Below are 15,403 nucleotides of genomic sequence, written 5' to 3'. Positions count from 1 at the left end.
GGTTTCGAGATCGCAAAGCTGTCGCGACGGGACTATCCCGGGTACGGGTCGTCCGTCCTCGCGGCTCGTAATGTGCGTCCCCACCAGGCCAATTGGCGCAGCATTCGTTCCGCCGCATCGATCGCGGCGCCGTCGCGGGTCTGTCCGGTCTCGTCGAACCGCTTCTTGGCCTGATGGAAGCTGACCGTCTCGCGGACGGAGACCATGTGAATCTCGGCGACGACCTGACGCAGCTGCTCCACCGCACGCAGACCACCGGAAAGGCCCCCGTAGGAGACGAAGGCGATGGGTTTTGCGCGCCACTCGTGTTTCGCGGTGTCGAACGCCGTCTTCAGCGACGCGGGATAGCCATGGTTGTACTCCGATGTGACGACGACGAACGCGTCGGCATCTCGAAGACGCGCCCGATAAGCCGCCGTCTCCTCGGTCTCGGTGAGTTCCACCGGCAACGGCGTGTGCGCGAGATCGATGACGCCCGTGTCGAATTCGGGATGTTCCCGCAGGGTACGCAGAAACCAGTCCGCGACCACCGGCGCGAACCGCTCCGGACGCACACTCGCGACGATGACCTCGAGCCGCAACGGGGAATCCACCGCGCGAGCCTAACGCGGGGTTCCTCCGTTCTCGCGCACCGGCGCGCTCAGCCGCTTCTCCGCACCCGCCGCGGGCTCAGGGCAGCTCGAACGGCAGCGACACGCCCGCGTGGACGCGGCACCGGTCGCACGTGTCGGTGCCGTCCACCGCGGCCACCGCGCGGCGGATGAGGTCCTTGAACGGCGTGAGGTTGCGCTTGAACTCGGCGAACACATCCACGGCGTGCACTCCCTCGCCCTCTTCCAGACCGGCGTCCAGATCGGTCACGAGAGCGACGGCGGCGTAGCACATTTCGAGTTCGCGGGCGAGCACCGCCTCCGGATGTCCGGTCATGTTCACCAGTTCCCAGCCCTGCGCGGCGAACCACCGGCTCTCGGCGCGGGTGGAGAAGCGCGGCCCCTCGACCACGACCATCGTCGCCGCGTGCATCATGTGCAGCGCGTCGGATTGGGCCTTGATGGCGGACGCGCGCAGCTCCTCGCAGTACGGGTCGGCGAAGGACACGTGGATGCCGCCGCCGTCGAAGTAGGTCTGCGGGCGCCCGGAAGTCCGATCGACCAGCTGATCCGGCACCGCGACCGTGCCCGGGCCCCAGTCCGCCCGCAGACTGCCCACCGCGCAGGGCGCGAAGATCCGGCGCACGCCCAGCGAGCGCAGAGCCCACAGGTTGGCCCGGTAGGGCAGGGTGTGCGGGGCGAACTCGTGGTTCTTGCCGTGGCGTGGCAAGAACGCCACCGGCCTGCCTTCGACCTCTCCGACGGCGATACCGGCGCTCGGGGCGCCATAGGGTGTCTCGACCTCGACGATGGTCGCCTCGTTGTCGAAGAAATCGTAGAAGCCGCTGCCGCCGATGACGGCGAGCGCGGGCCGGGGGTGCGAACTCATAGGTCCAATTGTCTCGTCCCGCGACGTCGGTCGCGCGGCGGGATCCGCGTTACCCTGCTTCCGGGCGCGCAGAGGCCGCTCACGGACCGGGTTGTTGCCGTCGTCAGGCCGCCGGACCTGACAAGCCGACCCGATAGTGTACCCTAGGGGGGTATGATTCGGTTCCGGCGACCGGCAGGCAGCGAGGAGACATCGGTGGCAGATTCCCCCCACGACCACACAGCGGGCGACCACGCCGCGCACGGCTACATCACCGCCAAGGACGACTACCTCAAGCGGCTGCGGCGCATCGAGGGCCAGGCCCGCGGTCTGCAGCGGATGGTCGAGGAGGAGAAATACTGCATCGACATCCTCACCCAGGTCTCCGCCATGACCAAAGCCCTGCAAGCGGTGGCGATGGGCCTGCTGGAGGACCACATCAGCCACTGCGTGGTGGACGCGGCCGTCGCGGGCGGCCCGGAGGCGGAAGCCAAGATCAAGGAGGCCACCGACGCCATCGCCCGCCTGGTCCGGTCCTGAGGCCCTGACGAGGTCCGGCCACTGGCCCGCCCGGTACGCGTGCGGCGGCGGCCGGTCTGGGGGCAACCGCGTTGACCCGCGCCCGATCGATTGCAATAATCAGCTCGCTCAACAGCTTCCACGAATCAGTGGAGGAGGTTGGGTCGAGCCGCAAGATGCGGCAACAGGGGGGCATCACAGTGAGCCGTCGAGGTTGTCACGTCATCAAGCTGCGCTCGCACATTGTTCGTCATTAGGGAGGGCTCATCATGATGAAACATCACCGACTGGTTGTAGCCATCGGCACCGCGCTGGGCGCAATGGTTGTTCCGATCGCAGCGGCTGACGCCACGCCTGCCACGAGCTATCAGGCGACGTCTTCACCGTGTGGCTTCCGAGAAGAAGCCGGCCTGCCAACCGAACTCTGGTGGAAGAATTGCAGCGACCAGGGCGAGCTGATAAAGATTCATCGCCCATCGTCCCCGGACGGAACATATTGCGTGCCCGCGCACAAGGACGAGTGGGTCGCCAGTTTCGACTATGAGAATCCGCTCGGCAGCGCCACCAAGCTGACCCTCATTCGGAAGGGCTGCTGACGCGTTCATCTTCGCCGCGGCCGAATCATCGATCCGGCCGCGGCACAGATGGCACTGGCCTCATTCCTGGCGGAGTGTCCGGCCTTGGTCACCCGTGCCAGCGGCGGTAGACCGCCGCCGCGCCGGGGTGCAGCGGAATGGGACCGGTGCTGATCAGGGACCGGCCGTCGAGGAACTGGGTGCCCGCCGCTTCGGTGGGCACGAGTGCGTCGGCGTGCCACACCAGTAGTTCGACTATCGAAGCGGCCACCTCGTCGGCCATGCCAACCGCGGCGAGCAGTAGATTCGCCACCCCGATGGTGTGCACCGCGACACCGCGGGGATAGGCGTCCGCGGGGATCGCGACCCGGTCGTACACCGGCCCGAACAGCTCTCGCATCGGCGTGGCCAATTCACCCATGTCTACCAGCCGCATCCGGCTCGGCACCGCGAGCAGGGCGGTCGGCACGCCACCAGCCCACAACAGCGCATCGACTTCGCCTGCGTCGAGGGCGGCTACCGCTGCTGCCAAGGGCCGATGGGCGATCGCCACGTCGGTACCCGGATCGAGTCCAGCGACGCGCAGGATCCGTTCGCCGGTCAGGGCGGCGCCCGATCCCTCCGCACCCAGGCTCACTCGCGTCCCGCGCAGATCCGCCACCGAACCGATCGGGCTGTCCGAGCGCACGACCAACTGCAGGTAGTTTTCGTAGACCCGCCCCAGCGCGAACACCTGACCGGCACTGTCGCGGACCGAATCCGCGAGCGTGAGCGCGGCATCGACCTCACCCCGCGCCAGCAACGCCAGATTGGCTTGCGAGCCCGAGGTGGTGACCCGCTCGATCCGTACGTCTCCGATGTGCGCGGCAGCCAGACCCAGTAATCCCGCGAAGGCGTGATAGAAGCCGCCTACCTCTCCGGAAGCCAATCGCACCGGGGCGCCTCGGTTGCCCGGCACGCATCCGGCGACACCCGCCGCGACGGCCAGCGCGAGAAGGCCGCGCCGACCGATCCCGCGCCGGACGAGCTGTTCCCGGCCGGTCATCGTGCCTCCGCCGCGGGCAATCGCACGGTCACCGCGAGACCGTGCGGACGCACCGCCGCCACGGTGAGCACGCCGCCGTGTGCCTGCGCCAACGCCGCGGCGATCGGCAGGCCCAGCCCGGAGCCACCGGTCCCGGCGGACGATCCGCGGAAAAAACGCGTGGTCAGCTTGTCGATCTCGGTGGGGAGAACACCGACGCCGTCGTCGTGGACTGTCACCGTGACCCAGTCCGGCTCGGTCGTGACATTCAACTCGACGCGCGAACCCGCGCCCGCGTAGCGCGTCGCGTTGCTCAGCGGTACGTCGAGCATCTGCGCGAGCACGTCAGCCGGAACCGCGACCTCGGCGTGCTCGGCCGCGCCCGCGGCACTACCGGTGTCGACCGCATCGCCCGGCGTCGCCGCGCGAGCCGTCGGGGGCGCCACCCGCAGTTCCTGTCCGGCCGCCTCGAAAGCCGAGCACCAGGCGTCGAAGCGGTCGGCCGCCACCTGCACGGCGTCGCACTGGTCGTCGCCCTCGGTGGTGCGAGCGACGTCGAATGCCGCGGGCGTCTCGGCGACGGCCAGAGTGAGCAGGCCGTCGAGCAGTGCGGTGAGCCGGTCGACCTCGGCGCCCGCGCCGCGGAAGGTGCCCGCCGCGCTCGCCGGGATCGCAGGCTCCAGGGAATCCAGGCGGATGGTCAGCGCCGCCAGCGGGTTGCGCATCGCGTGCGCGGTGTCGGCGACCAGCTGGCGTTGCGCGTCCGCCGAATCGGCGACGGCCAAGACCATGGCGTCGAAGGATTCCGCCAACGCGCGCATCTCCGGCGGCCCTCCGTAGCGTCCCGCGATCGATACGGGTGCGACAGTGTCGGCGCGCGGCTTGGGCAGTGTCGCGGTCAACTCGGCCACACCGTGCGACAGCGCTGCCAACGGCCGCAGCACCCAGCGGCCGATGGTCACCGCCAGCAGCACGAACAAACCCATCGCGACGACGCCGCCGAGCACGATCGCCGCCCAGGTCCGCGCGATGTCGCCGCGGGCGCCGGCGGTGGACGCCTCGATCACCACAGCTCCGTTCACCTGCACGCCGGTCCCGACCGGCCGCGCCACCAGCATGCTCCGCGCGCCCCACGGCGTCAGTTGGTCCGCCGCGTGCGGGCGCTGGTTGCGCCGCGCGGCCGCCACCGCCGCGATGATGCCGGCATCGTCCACGTCCGCCCCCGCGTTCACGGTCGTCGCGCCCGTCGCGTCGACCACGAGCACGTTGTCGCCGTACAACTCGTGATAGCGAAGCACCTCGTCGGCCAGCGCTCGGCTGTCCCCGGCGGTGACGGCGTCGTCCGCCAGGGTGGCGAAGCGATCGGCGTCCCCGGAGCGCGCCAGCACCAGCTGCTGGGTGCGGCTGGTGGCGACGGTCAGCGACAGCGGCACCGCGAAGCCGAGCACCGCGATGGCCGCGAACAGCGTCAGCGCGACGAGCAGGCGACGCCGCATGGCCTACCTCCGGCCCGCCGGACCGCGCTCACTGACCCCACCGGTATCCGTATCCGCGGATGGTGGTGATCAGGCCGGGCCGGTTGAGCTTCGCCCGCAAGCCGGTCATGTGCACGTCCAGCGAACGCGAGACCGCGACGAAGGCGTCACCCCAGATGCGGTCCATCAACTGCTGGCGGCTCACCGCCGCACCCGGCCGTTCCACCAGCGCCTCGACCAACTCGAACTCCTTCTGGGTCAGCGACACCGGCTCCCCGGCCACCTCCACCACGCGAGCGCCCAGATCGACCCGCACGTCACCGGTGACGATCACCGACTGCGCCTGCCGCGCCGCCGCGGCCGCTCGCCTGGCGACCGTCTCCAGCCGCGCGACCAGTTCGGCGATCCGCGGCGGCTTCACCAGATAGTCGTCGGCGCCCCCGCGCAGGCCCCGCACGATCGAGCGCTCGTCGCTGCGGGCGGTCAGGATCAGCACCGGAACCGAACTCACCTCACGCAGCCGGCGCAGCACGTGCAGACCGTCGCCGTCGGGCAGTCCGAGGTCGAGGATCACCGCGTCGTAGTCGCGATGGGCGATCAGCAGATCCGCGCCGCGGCGCTTGCGTTCGGCGCGATACCCACGGGCGTTGAGCGCTTCGACCAGCGCGTCTCCCACGCCGTCGTCGTCCTCGACCACCGCAAGCCGCACGCGCCGATCCTCCCACAGCGGGCGGATCGGCGCGTGTGCCGGTCGGTCAGTCACGCACGGTGACCATCGGCCGTCCCGGCTCGGCGGCCGCGCCGCCTGGCCCGGTATCGGCGCTCGCGGCCGGTTCGGCCGCGTCGATCGCCGACGAGGCCGAGGTCTCCCGCATGAAGTAGTAGGTGACCAGCGAGACGGCGATGCACGCGGCGACGTAGAAGAAGAACACCGCCTCGAGGTCCGCCTTCTTCAGTGCCAGCGCGATCAACTCGGCGGTACCGCCGAAAACGGCGACGGTCAGCGCATAGGGGAGCCCGACGCCCAGGGCACGGATCTTCGTCGGAAACAACTCGGCTTTCACGATCGCGTTGATCGACGTGTAACCGGTCACGATCACCAACGCCGCCATCATCAGGCCCCACGCGGCGATCGGATTGGTGGTGTGCGCGAGCAACCCCATGATGGGAACGGTGAGCAAAGTCCCTGTCACTCCGAAGAAGATCAACAACTTGCGGCGGCCGATGCGGTCGGACAAGGCGCCTGCCAGCGGCTGCAGCACCACGAAGACCAGCAGCGCGAGGAAGTTGATCCAGGCCACCGTCGGCTTGGCGATGCCACTCGTGTAGACCATGAACTTCTGGATGTAAGTAGTGAAGGTGTAGAACGCGACGGTGCCCCCGAGCGTCAAACCGACGACCAACAGGCACTCGCGCGGATATTGCAGCAGCACGCGGAACGAGCCGCGTGCCTCACCGGTCTTCTCGCCATGCGCTGCTTGCGCACGGAACGATTCCGACTCGTCCATTCCGCGCCGCAGCACCATGACCACGATCGCGCCGCCCGCACCGATCAAGAACGGAATCCGCCATCCCCACGCGTGCATCTGATCCGATGTCAGCGCCTGCTGCAAGATGATCTGTACGCCGAGAGCGGTCAGCTGCCCGGCTACCAATGTCACGTACTGGAAACTGGAATAGAACCCGCGCCGTCCCGCCGAGGCCACTTCGGACAGGTAGGTGGCACTCGTCGCGTACTCGCCGCCCACCGAAAGCCCCTGTAGCAACCGAGCGATCAACAGGATCAGCGGCGCCGCGAGACCGATGGTCTGATAGCCGGGTGTCACGGCGATCAGCAGCGACCCAGCCGCCATCACCGTCACCGACAGCGTCAGCGCCGAGCGCCGCCCGAATCGGTCCGCATACCATCCGAGCGCCCAACCCCCGAGTGGGCGCATGAGAAAGCCGACCGAGAACACCGCCGCAGTAGACAGCAGTTGCGCGACCGGATCGCCCTTGGGAAAAAATACTTGGGCGAAATACAGGCCGAACGCCGTGTAGACATACCAGTCGTACCACTCGACCAGATTGCCGATGGAGCCGCGCAAAACGTTCGCGACCACCCGGCGCTCCGCCACGGGCTGTGGCTGTGTCGTAGTCACAAGATCTCCTTCTCCGACGCCTCATCACGTCGTCGCAGATCAGTGTGTCGGCAGTCACATGCGCGCGGAATGGCTCTGGAGGCTTCCTAACAGTCCCTTAGGACGATCGGAAAACAGGTCCGGCCCCCGGCGCTTGGCCGGGGGCCGGAGAAGATTCCGCCGGATGGGTCAGGACCGTTCGGTCAGCAATGGGGCGAGGGTGCGCAGCGCCGGGAGGTAGTTGTCGCCGAGAATCTGCACCGCGACGTGATCGGCGCCCGCGTCCAGGTGTTCGGTCAGCCGGTCGGCGATCCGCTCCGGCGTGCCGTGCGCGACGACGGCGTCGAAAAGTCGATCACCGGGCGGAACGGTGAGATCGGCGTCGGTGAAGCCGAACCTGCGCAGGTTCGACACGTAGTTGGTCAAGTCCAGGTAGAACGCGACGGTCTCATCGGCGACGGTGTGCGCCGCGCGGGCGTCGTCGGTCAGCACCACCTTGTGCTCGGTCGCCACCAGCGCGTCCGGGCCCACGATCTCGCGAGCCTGCACGGTGTGCGCCGCGGGCACGAGGTAGGGCAGCGCGCCCAGCGACCGCTCGGCGGCCAGCTTCAGCACGCGTGGGCCGAGCGCGGCCACCGCGCGACGGTCGGCGGGTACTCCCGCGGCGTCGAGGTCGTCGAGGTACTCGACCAGCGCGTCGTAGGGCTTGCGGTACTCGCCGGTGTGCTCCGGGTGGCCCGCGCCGATGCCGAGCAGGAATCGGCCGGGGAAACGCGCTTCGATCCGATGGAACGAATCGGCCACTTCCTTCGCGGGCGCCGCCCAGATGTTGACGATGCTGGTCGCCACGGTGATCGTTTCGGTCGCCTCGAGCAGCGGTTCCACCACTGCCAAGTCCGCCGGGGGCGAGGCTCCCAACCACAGCGCGCCGTAGCCCAGCTGTTCCAATTCCCGTGCGTCCGCCGGGCTGAACCCGTTGAACGCCCGCCACACGCCGAACCGTCCGAGACTGTCGAATGCCATGTCCCGAGCCAACACGTGCCCGCAGGCGGCTATTCCGGCTCCGCGGATCTTCCGCTTGCCCGCCCCGTCGGATCGATGCTCGCCCGATTACCGAGGGCTACTGTGGCTATTGCACAGCTATCGGCGCCCGCCGCCGTGGCAGGCGTCACCACTAGGAGATGGAGGTGATTGCTGTGCTTCGATTCGATCCATTCCATGACATCGATACCGTCGCCCGCCAATTGCTCGGTGAGAGCGCCGGAACCGGCCGCGCACCGCGATTCATGCCGATGGATCTGTTCAAAGCGGGAGATCACTACGTCTTGAACGCGGACCTGCCCGGCGTCGACCCCGGCTCGATCGACGTCAGCGTCGACAACGGCACGCTCACCCTGCGGGCGCAACGCACCGTGCCGAGCGAGGAAGGCGTCCAGTGGATCGCCTCGGAACGCTTCGCGGGCACCTTCATGCGTCAGATGTCGCTCGGGGAGAACGTCGACGTCGAGAACATCAGCGCGACCTACAACAACGGCGTGCTGTCGGTGACGATCCCCATCGCGGAGCGCGCGAAGCCGCGCCGCATCCGGATCTCCGGGGCATCCCAGGAACCGAGGACCATCGAAGCGCAAACGAACCGGTCCGCACCGATGTCACCGACGCAGCAGGAACAGAGTCAACAGCCGGGTCAGTCTCAGCAGGAGTATCCGCGCTCATCGAAGTGACCGTGCCACTACCCGCACCCGTGCACGGGTGCGGGTAGTCCCCCGGTGTTCTCAACCGCAGCAACCTCCACCCGGCACCGGAACCGACCGCATCTCCCGCGTCTGCGCGTTGCGGGCGGCGAGTTCGTCGTCGGCGGGGTAGTCGACGCCGATCAGGCTCAGACCGTGCGCGGGCGCGACGGTGACCGAACTGGAACGCTCCGTCTCCCGCAACAAATCGCCGACCCATTCCGGCGTGCGCCGTCCCTCGCCGACGGCCAGCACCGCGCCGACCAGGCTGCGGACCATCGACCAGCAGAACGCGTCGGCACTGACGTAGGCGACCAGCAGATCGCCGTCGCGCACCCAATCGAAGCGCTGCAACTCCCGGACCGTCGTCGCGCCTTCCCTGCGCCGGCAGAACGCGGCGAAATTGTGCAGCCCCAGCAACGTGCGCGAAGCCACCCGCATGGCTGGGACATCGACGTCGGAGCGGCAGGCGACCACGCTGCGGGCGTACAGGGGTTCGGCGCCGTACGGCGCGGTGGTCAACCGATAGGCGTAGTGGCGACGGACGGCGGAGAACCGCGCGTCGAATTCCGGTGCGGCCGGGGTCGCCTGCTTGATCCGCACGTCCTTCGGCAGGAAGCGCGCCATCCGGTGCACCAGTTTTCCCGAGTCGAGTTCACCGGACGTGTCGAAATGCGCGACCTGGCCCTCGGCGTGCACGCCCGCGTCCGTCCGGCCCGCGACGGTCAGCTGGATCGGCTCGCGGAACACTTTGCTCAGCGCGTCCTCCAGCACACCCTGCACGGTGCGCAGGCCGGGCTGACGAGCCCAGCCGATGAAATCCGTGCCGTCGTAGGCGATGTCCAGCCGGACCCGAACCCGCGACGCCTCGGGTACGCCCGGCACGTCCGCGCTCGGCCGGTCGGGCATCGATTCCTCCACGGTCACATGATCCTCTGATCGAAACGAACGAGCCCGCCGACCCAGTGCGGGTGGCGGGCTCGTGCGCGAACTCCAACGCTCAGCGTCAGGCGTCCTTCTTGTCCTCGGCCGCCTCGTCGGCAGCCGGAGCCTCGGCCTCGGCGGTCTCGGCGGTGGCCTCGGTGGCCTCCTCCTCCTCGACGGCCTCGGCGGCCGGAGCCTCCTCCGCCTTCTTCGACGCGGCGACGCGACGGGCGCGATCGGCCTCGTTGGTCACGGTCTTCTCCCGGACCAGCTCGATGATCGCCATCGGCGCGTTGTCACCCTTACGCGGCAGCGTCTTGGTGATACGGGTGTAGCCACCCTCGCGCCCCTCGAACGACGGGCCGATCTGAGCGAACAGCTCGTGCACGACGTTCTTGTTGCGGATCACCTTCAGCACCTCGCGACGGTCGGCCAGGGTGCCGCCCTTCGCCTTGGTGATCAGCTTCTCCGCGTAGGGACGCACGGCCTTGGCCTTGGCCTCGGTGGTGGTGATCCGGCCGTGCTCGAAGAGCGCCGTGGCCAGATTGGCGAAGATCGCCTTCTGGTGCGACGCCGACCCGCCGAAGCGGGCACCCTTCTTGGGCTTGGGCATTGTGGTGTTCTCCTTGTATGAGGCCGGGCCGGGGCGCCTACCCCGGCGGCCTAGAGCTGTTCGGTCTCGGCGTAGTCCTGCTCGCCGCCATCGGTGTCGCTGAACGTGCCGCTGTCACTCCATGTGCCGGTGCTCGCGTCGTAGCCGACCACGCTGGACGGATCGAACGACGCCGGGCTGTCCTTCAGCGAGAGGCCCAGCGCGTGCAGCTTGACCTTGACCTCGTCGATGGACTTCTGGCCGAAGTTGCGAATGTCCAGCAGATCCGACTCGGTGCGGGCGACCAGCTCGCCGACGGTGTGCACACCCTCGCGCTTGAGGCAGTTGTAGGACCGGACGGTGAGGTCCAGGTCCTCGATCGGCAGGCCGAACGAGGCGATGTGATCCGCCTCGGCCGGCGAGGGGCCGATCTCGATGCCCTCGGCTTCGACGTTCAGCTCACGGGCCAGGCCGAAGAGCTCGACCAGGGTCTTGCCCGCCGAGGCGAGCGCGTCCCGCGCGCTGATGGAGTTCTTGGTCTCCACGTCCAGGATGAGCCGGTCGAAGTCGGTGCGCTGCTCGACACGGGTGGCCTCGACCTTGTAGGTCACCTTGAGCACCGGCGAGTAGATCGAATCCACCGGGATCCGGCCGATTTCCGCGCCGGACGCCTTGTTCTGGACGGCGGGGACGTAGCCGCGACCGCGCTCGACGACGAGCTCGATCTCCAGCTTGCCCTTGTCGTTCAGGGTCGCGATGTGCATGTCCGGGTTGTGCACCACGACGCCGCTGGGCGGGACGATGTCACCGGCGGTGACGGTGCCCGGACCCTGCTTGCGCACGTACATCGTGACCGGCTCGTCCTCCTCCGAGGACACGACCAGGCCCTTGAGGTTCAGGATGATGTCGGTGACATCCTCCTTCACGCCCGGGACGGTGGTGAACTCGTGCAGAACGCCGTCGATGCGGATGCTGGTGACCGCCGCCCCCGGAATCGAGGACAGCAGGGTACGCCGCAGCGAGTTGCCGAGGGTGTAACCGAAGCCCGGCTCGAGCGGTTCGATGGTGAACTTCGAGCGGTTCTCCGCGACGACCTCTTCGGTCAACGTCGGACGCTGTGAAATCAGCATTTGGATCATCCTCCTTTTAGGGCGCCCGCTATTTGACGCCTCGTCTCAGGGGTTGTGCGTGGCCGCTTATCCGAAGCGGCCACGCACCAGCGGCACGAACCGTGCGCGCGTGCCGTCCGAGATGTGCCAAGGACGGCTCGCCGAGTGCCTACTTCGAGTAGTACTCGACGATCAGCTGTTCCTGCAGCGGCACATCGATCTGGGCGCGCTCCGGCAACTGGTGGACCAGGATCCGCAGCCGGCCCGGGATCACCTGCAGCCAGCCCGGGACCGGGCGGTCGCCGAGGGTCTCGCGGGCCACCTGGAACGGCAGGGTGCCCAGCGACTTCTCCTTGACATCGATGATGTCGTACTGGGTGACCTGGAAGCTGGGAACGTCCACCTTCTTGTTGTTCACCAGGAAGTGGCCGTGGCTGACCAGCTGGCGAGCCTGCCGGCGGGTACGCGCCAGACCGGCGCGGTACACGACGTTGTCCAAGCGGGTCTCGAGCAGACGGAGCAGGTTGTCACCGGTCTTGCCCTTGAGGCGGTTGGCCTCTTCGTAGTACCGGCGGAACTGCTTCTCCATGACGCCGTAGGAGAAGCGGGCCTTCTGCTTCTCCTGCAGCTGGAGCAGGTACTCGCTCTCCTTGATCCGCGCGCGGCCGTGCTGGCCGGGCGGGTAGGGGCGACGCTCGAACGCCTGGTCGCCTCCGACGAGGTCGACACGCAGACGACGCGACTTGCGGGTGATAGGGCCTGTGTAACGAGCCATTGTTCGCTATTCCTTTCCCGCTAGACGCGACGCCGCTTGGGCGGACGGCAGCCGTTGTGCGGCTGCGGGGTGACATCGGAGATCGTGCCCACCTCGAGGCCTGCGGCCTGCAGCGAGCGGATCGCGGTCTCGCGGCCCGAACCGGGGCCCTTCACGAACACGTCGACCTTCTTGACGCCGTGCTCCTGCGCCTTGCGGGCGGCGTTCTCGGCGGCGAGCTGCGCGGCGAACGGGGTCGACTTGCGCGAGCCCTTGAAGCCGACGTGACCCGACGACGCCCAGGAGATGACGTTGCCGTTCGGGTCGGTGATCGACACGATCGTGTTGTTGAACGTGCTCTTGATGTGCGCGTTGCCGTGCGGGACGTTCTTCTTGTCCCTGCGACGCGACTTCTGGGTCTTCTTCGGGCCCGCGGCCCGACTCTTCGGAGGCATCGGTTATCCCTACTTCTTCTTGCCGGCGACGGTGCGCTTCGGGCCCTTGCGGGTGCGCGCGTTGGTCTTGGTGCGCTGGCCACGCACGGGCAGGCCACGACGGTGGCGCAGACCCTGGTAGCAGCCGATCTCGATCTTGCGGCGAATATCGGCCTGCACCTCGCGGCGCAGGTCACCCTCGACCTTGAACTCCGAAGCCTCGATGTAGTCACGCAGCTTCGTCAGATCGTCGTCGCTGAGATCCTTCGAACGCAGGTCCGGGCTGACGCCGGTGGCCTCGAGGATCTCCTTGGAGCGGGTACGGCCAATGCCGAAAATGTAGGTCAGTGCGATCTCCATGCGCTTCTCGCGCGGGAGGTCGACGCCCATGAGACGTGCCATCTGGCAGCTTCCTTAATCGTTGCGGAGGTCTGCTCCCTGTCCGTCCCCTCGTCTTGGTGGGGCACCGGCCTCCGAACCGGTGGTAGGCGCACACGCCCCAGGGCGAACCCTGATTTTCCGCAGCGTGCGGCTGGTGCTGGGAGTTCTTCATGCCAATCCGAACTGCGGTTCGGTGCTTGGCTGGTGTCGCGTCGAGCGGCGCCTTCGGCAAGCCTCGGGCGGGTGGGACGAGGTCGCCCTCGCCTCCGCTCAGCCCTGGCGCTGCTTGTGGCGCAGGTTGTCGCAGATCACCATGACCCGGCCGTGACGGCGGATCACCTTGCACTTCTCGCAGATCTTCTTGACGCTCGGCTGAACCTTCACGTCCGTCCAATCTGTTGTGGTTCACAGGGGTGTGAACACAGTTTTTCCCCAGTCGGCGACTGGGGAAGCTCTGAGATGAGTCTTTCGACTCGGCCCCGGCTCGCGCCGGGACTGCCGGTTCGCACCGACCCGATCGCGCCGGGCGCGATCACTTGTAGCGGTATACGATCCGGCCACGCGACAGGTCGTAGGGCGAGAGCTCGACGACCACACGGTCCTCGGGGAGGATGCGAATGTAGTGCTGCCGCATCTTCCCGCTGATGTGCGCGAGAACCTTGTGACCGTTCTCGAGCTCGATCCGGAACATCGCATTGGGCAGCGGTTCGACAACTCGACCCTCGACCTCGATGGCCCCGTCTTTCTTCGCCATGTCCTCCGCGATCCCGGTTACGCTCAACCTGGTTTGTTTGCCTGGTTCTGCTCGGATGGATCGGCCGCCGGAGCGGACCGCTCGCACACAAACAGGCGGCGCGTAGGTGCACCGCCGCTCCAGCTTACCGATCCGTTCCGGATCGGGCAAAAATGCCTCCCTGTATACCCGTGTCGCCAGGGGTTTCGCAGCCGACTTCCCACGCGTGGCGGGCGTCGGACGCTGTGCCACGAAGGCGGCGGGTTGTCGCGTAAACTGGCCGCTGTCCAGGTATTTGGGTCGAACGGATCGAGGGGGACGCGTGAGCCGGCGCAGCGAGCGAGGCGCCGGCCGAGGCGCTTCTCGGTCAGGGTCGAAGCGAGCGGCAGGGAGGCGAGGCCGTGAGTAAGCGTAGCGAGCGAGTCACCGGCAGAGCACTCCTGGTCACGACCGAGCCGAGCAGCAGCGAGGGCAGTCGTGACTGAGCGCGGCGAGCGGATCGCGGGTACGCCGAGCGGTAGCGAGGCGCAGTCGTGAGCCGTAGCGATGACGGCCTGCCCATGCTGCCGCCGTGGTTGTCGGAGAGCGACGTCAATCAAAGCGGCTACGAGGCGCCGGTACAGAACCTTCCGCACGACGAACTCATCGAGGAAACACCCGGTCGCAGACGCGGCCGTTTCAAGAACCGCGCGCCCGAGGCGGACCGGCCGGAGGCCGCGCGCCCGGAGAAGCGCCGCAAGGGCTGGCGCCGCGACAAGCCCTCCGACGAGGAACAGCGGCACAGCGCGGCCGACCACGCGCCCGCGCCGGGTCCGGGCGAGCCCGCACCGGGTGGGTTCGCAGGCGGCGAGTCCTGGCAGCAGCAAGCGGGCTACGACCGCACCGCTCCGGCGCAGGACAGCTCGTGGCAAGCGCCGCCCCAGCGCAACAGCACTCCGCAGCACGGCCTGCCCACCCGCAACCCCTCGCAGCCTTCCCCAGGTTTCCAGCCGCTGGGCAGTAGGGCCGCGAATTCGGCCGCGGCGAACGACGGACAGGCCGACAGGCCGGATCTCCCGCCACCGCCGCCCCAGCAGCAGGCCGACGAGCGGCCCGCTGCGGCGCCGAGCGACGAGCGCGCGCGGCCACCGCACGGCGAGAACGCTGCCGGCCCGGCCGCAGGCGGCCGTCCCGCGGCCGGACCGATGCACGGCGGCTGGCCGTCCACCGGTAACCCTCGGCTCGACGCCGCCCTGTCCGCGGTGCTCCCGAACCAGTGGCCGGCCTCGCCCGCGCCCAATCGGGCCGCTGCACCGCCCGCTCCCGGCCCGGCCGCAGACCAAACAGGTCAGCCGGGTAGCGCGCCTCGGGGACTGCCGCCCACCGGCCCGAATCAAACCTGGTCCACCGGCGACCGCCCGGCAGGTCCGACCGGCGCCGACGCGTCCGTTTACCCCGCGACTCCCCCATCCGGTCCGGCCCACGCGGCATGGCAAAACGGACCCGCGCCGATAGGCGCACAATTCACCCCACCCGGCAGCGACCCGGCAATGCCGACCACCGGCCCTTACACAGCCGGAACACCAACCAGTT

17 protein-coding genes and 2 pseudogenes are annotated in these 15,403 nt (G+C 68.3%); 4 read left to right on the top strand and 15 right to left on the bottom strand.

Features of this window, described 5'->3' with window-relative positions; translation table 11 throughout:
• Positions 1-32: 32 nt before the first annotated feature.
• Positions 33-593 carry an NADPH-dependent FMN reductase gene (locus tag NNI01S_RS18300; RefSeq protein ID WP_063021336.1) on the bottom strand — a complete coding sequence of 187 codons (561 nt, stop codon included), beginning with the start codon at positions 591-593 and terminating at the stop codon, positions 33-35.
• Between the two features lie 76 nt (positions 594-669).
• Positions 670-1,479 carry an S-methyl-5'-thioadenosine phosphorylase gene (locus tag NNI01S_RS18295; protein WP_063021335.1) on the bottom strand — a complete coding sequence of 270 codons (810 nt, stop codon included), beginning with the start codon at positions 1,477-1,479 and terminating at the stop codon, positions 670-672.
• Positions 1,480-1,674: 195 nt separating this feature from the next.
• On the opposite strand from NNI01S_RS18295, the gene NNI01S_RS18290 reads away from it, so the two are divergent.
• Both NNI01S_RS18290 and NNI01S_RS34600 read left to right on the top strand, forming a co-directional pair.
• Positions 1,675-1,998: a metal-sensitive transcriptional regulator gene (locus NNI01S_RS18290; RefSeq protein WP_195084603.1), complete on the top strand. Its 324-nt coding sequence runs from the start codon at positions 1,675-1,677 to the stop codon at positions 1,996-1,998.
• 248 nt (positions 1,999-2,246) lie between these two features.
• Positions 2,247-2,573 carry a hypothetical protein gene (locus NNI01S_RS34600; protein ID WP_157114852.1) on the top strand — a complete coding sequence of 109 codons (327 nt, stop codon included), beginning with the start codon at positions 2,247-2,249 and terminating at the stop codon, positions 2,571-2,573.
• A gap of 88 nt (positions 2,574-2,661) precedes the next feature.
• Here the strand turns inward: NNI01S_RS34600 and NNI01S_RS18285 are convergent, their stop codons facing one another.
• The 5 genes from NNI01S_RS18285 to NNI01S_RS18265 form a co-directional block, all read right to left on the bottom strand.
• Complete coding sequence (locus tag NNI01S_RS18285; RefSeq protein ID WP_063021333.1) at positions 2,662-3,597, bottom strand: TAXI family TRAP transporter solute-binding subunit; 936 nt, start codon at positions 3,595-3,597, stop codon at positions 2,662-2,664.
• Positions 3,594-5,072 (bottom strand): sensor histidine kinase, encoded by a 1,479-nt coding sequence (locus NNI01S_RS18280; RefSeq protein ID WP_063021332.1) that lies wholly within the window; start codon positions 5,070-5,072, stop codon positions 3,594-3,596. Before NNI01S_RS18280 ends, NNI01S_RS18285 begins: the two co-directional genes overlap by 4 nt.
• A gap of 28 nt (positions 5,073-5,100) precedes the next feature.
• On the bottom strand, positions 5,101-5,760 hold the full coding sequence (locus NNI01S_RS18275) for a response regulator transcription factor (RefSeq protein ID WP_063021419.1): 660 nt from the start codon (positions 5,758-5,760) through the stop codon (positions 5,101-5,103).
• A 46-nt stretch (positions 5,761-5,806) separates the two neighbouring features.
• Positions 5,807-7,192, bottom strand: coding sequence for an MFS transporter (locus NNI01S_RS18270; protein ID WP_063021331.1), 1,386 nt, complete (start codon positions 7,190-7,192; stop codon positions 5,807-5,809).
• A 168-nt stretch (positions 7,193-7,360) separates the two neighbouring features.
• Positions 7,361-8,194, bottom strand: coding sequence for an LLM class F420-dependent oxidoreductase (locus tag NNI01S_RS18265; RefSeq protein ID WP_063021330.1), 834 nt, complete (start codon positions 8,192-8,194; stop codon positions 7,361-7,363).
• Between the two features lie 173 nt (positions 8,195-8,367).
• Here NNI01S_RS18265 and NNI01S_RS18260 point away from each other — a divergent pair.
• Positions 8,368-8,799: pseudogene (locus tag NNI01S_RS18260) on the top strand (Hsp20/alpha crystallin family protein); the annotation flags it as partial.
• A 147-nt stretch (positions 8,800-8,946) separates the two neighbouring features.
• On the opposite strand, the gene truA reads toward NNI01S_RS18260, so the two are convergent.
• The 8 genes from truA to infA all read right to left on the bottom strand — a co-directional run bounded on the left by truA (position 8,947) and on the right by infA (position 13,852).
• Complete coding sequence (gene truA / locus NNI01S_RS18255; protein ID WP_063021418.1) at positions 8,947-9,813, bottom strand: tRNA pseudouridine(38-40) synthase TruA; 867 nt, start codon at positions 9,811-9,813, stop codon at positions 8,947-8,949.
• Between the two features lie 97 nt (positions 9,814-9,910).
• Positions 9,911-10,441 carry a 50S ribosomal protein L17 gene (gene rplQ / locus NNI01S_RS18250; RefSeq protein ID WP_063021329.1) on the bottom strand — a complete coding sequence of 177 codons (531 nt, stop codon included), beginning with the start codon at positions 10,439-10,441 and terminating at the stop codon, positions 9,911-9,913.
• Between the two features lie 50 nt (positions 10,442-10,491).
• Positions 10,492-11,550 (bottom strand): DNA-directed RNA polymerase subunit alpha, encoded by a 1,059-nt coding sequence (locus tag NNI01S_RS18245; RefSeq protein ID WP_039796155.1) that lies wholly within the window; start codon positions 11,548-11,550, stop codon positions 10,492-10,494.
• 148 nt (positions 11,551-11,698) lie between these two features.
• Positions 11,699-12,304 (bottom strand): 30S ribosomal protein S4, encoded by a 606-nt coding sequence (gene rpsD / locus NNI01S_RS18240; RefSeq protein ID WP_063021328.1) that lies wholly within the window; start codon positions 12,302-12,304, stop codon positions 11,699-11,701.
• A gap of 20 nt (positions 12,305-12,324) precedes the next feature.
• Positions 12,325-12,738 carry a 30S ribosomal protein S11 gene (gene rpsK, locus NNI01S_RS18235; RefSeq protein ID WP_039795647.1) on the bottom strand — a complete coding sequence of 138 codons (414 nt, stop codon included), beginning with the start codon at positions 12,736-12,738 and terminating at the stop codon, positions 12,325-12,327.
• Positions 12,739-12,747: 9 nt separating this feature from the next.
• Positions 12,748-13,119, bottom strand: a complete 372-nt coding sequence (gene rpsM / locus NNI01S_RS18230; protein WP_039795645.1) for a 30S ribosomal protein S13 — start codon at positions 13,117-13,119, stop codon at positions 12,748-12,750.
• A gap of 249 nt (positions 13,120-13,368) precedes the next feature.
• Positions 13,369-13,482 carry a 50S ribosomal protein L36 gene (gene rpmJ / locus NNI01S_RS18225; protein ID WP_011207363.1) on the bottom strand — a complete coding sequence of 38 codons (114 nt, stop codon included), beginning with the start codon at positions 13,480-13,482 and terminating at the stop codon, positions 13,369-13,371.
• Between the two features lie 148 nt (positions 13,483-13,630).
• Positions 13,631-13,852: a translation initiation factor IF-1 gene (gene infA, locus NNI01S_RS18220; RefSeq protein ID WP_003418601.1), complete on the bottom strand. Its 222-nt coding sequence runs from the start codon at positions 13,850-13,852 to the stop codon at positions 13,631-13,633.
• Between the two features lie 512 nt (positions 13,853-14,364).
• Between infA and NNI01S_RS34595 the strand changes: the two are divergent.
• Positions 14,365-15,403: pseudogene (locus NNI01S_RS34595) on the top strand (hypothetical protein); the annotation flags it as partial.

This window comes from Nocardia niwae NBRC 108934 = DSM 45340, from assembly GCF_001613465.1.
GTDB lineage: Bacteria > Actinomycetota > Actinomycetes > Mycobacteriales > Mycobacteriaceae > Nocardia > Nocardia niwae.
This window is presented reverse-complemented; position numbering and strand designations above follow the sequence as displayed.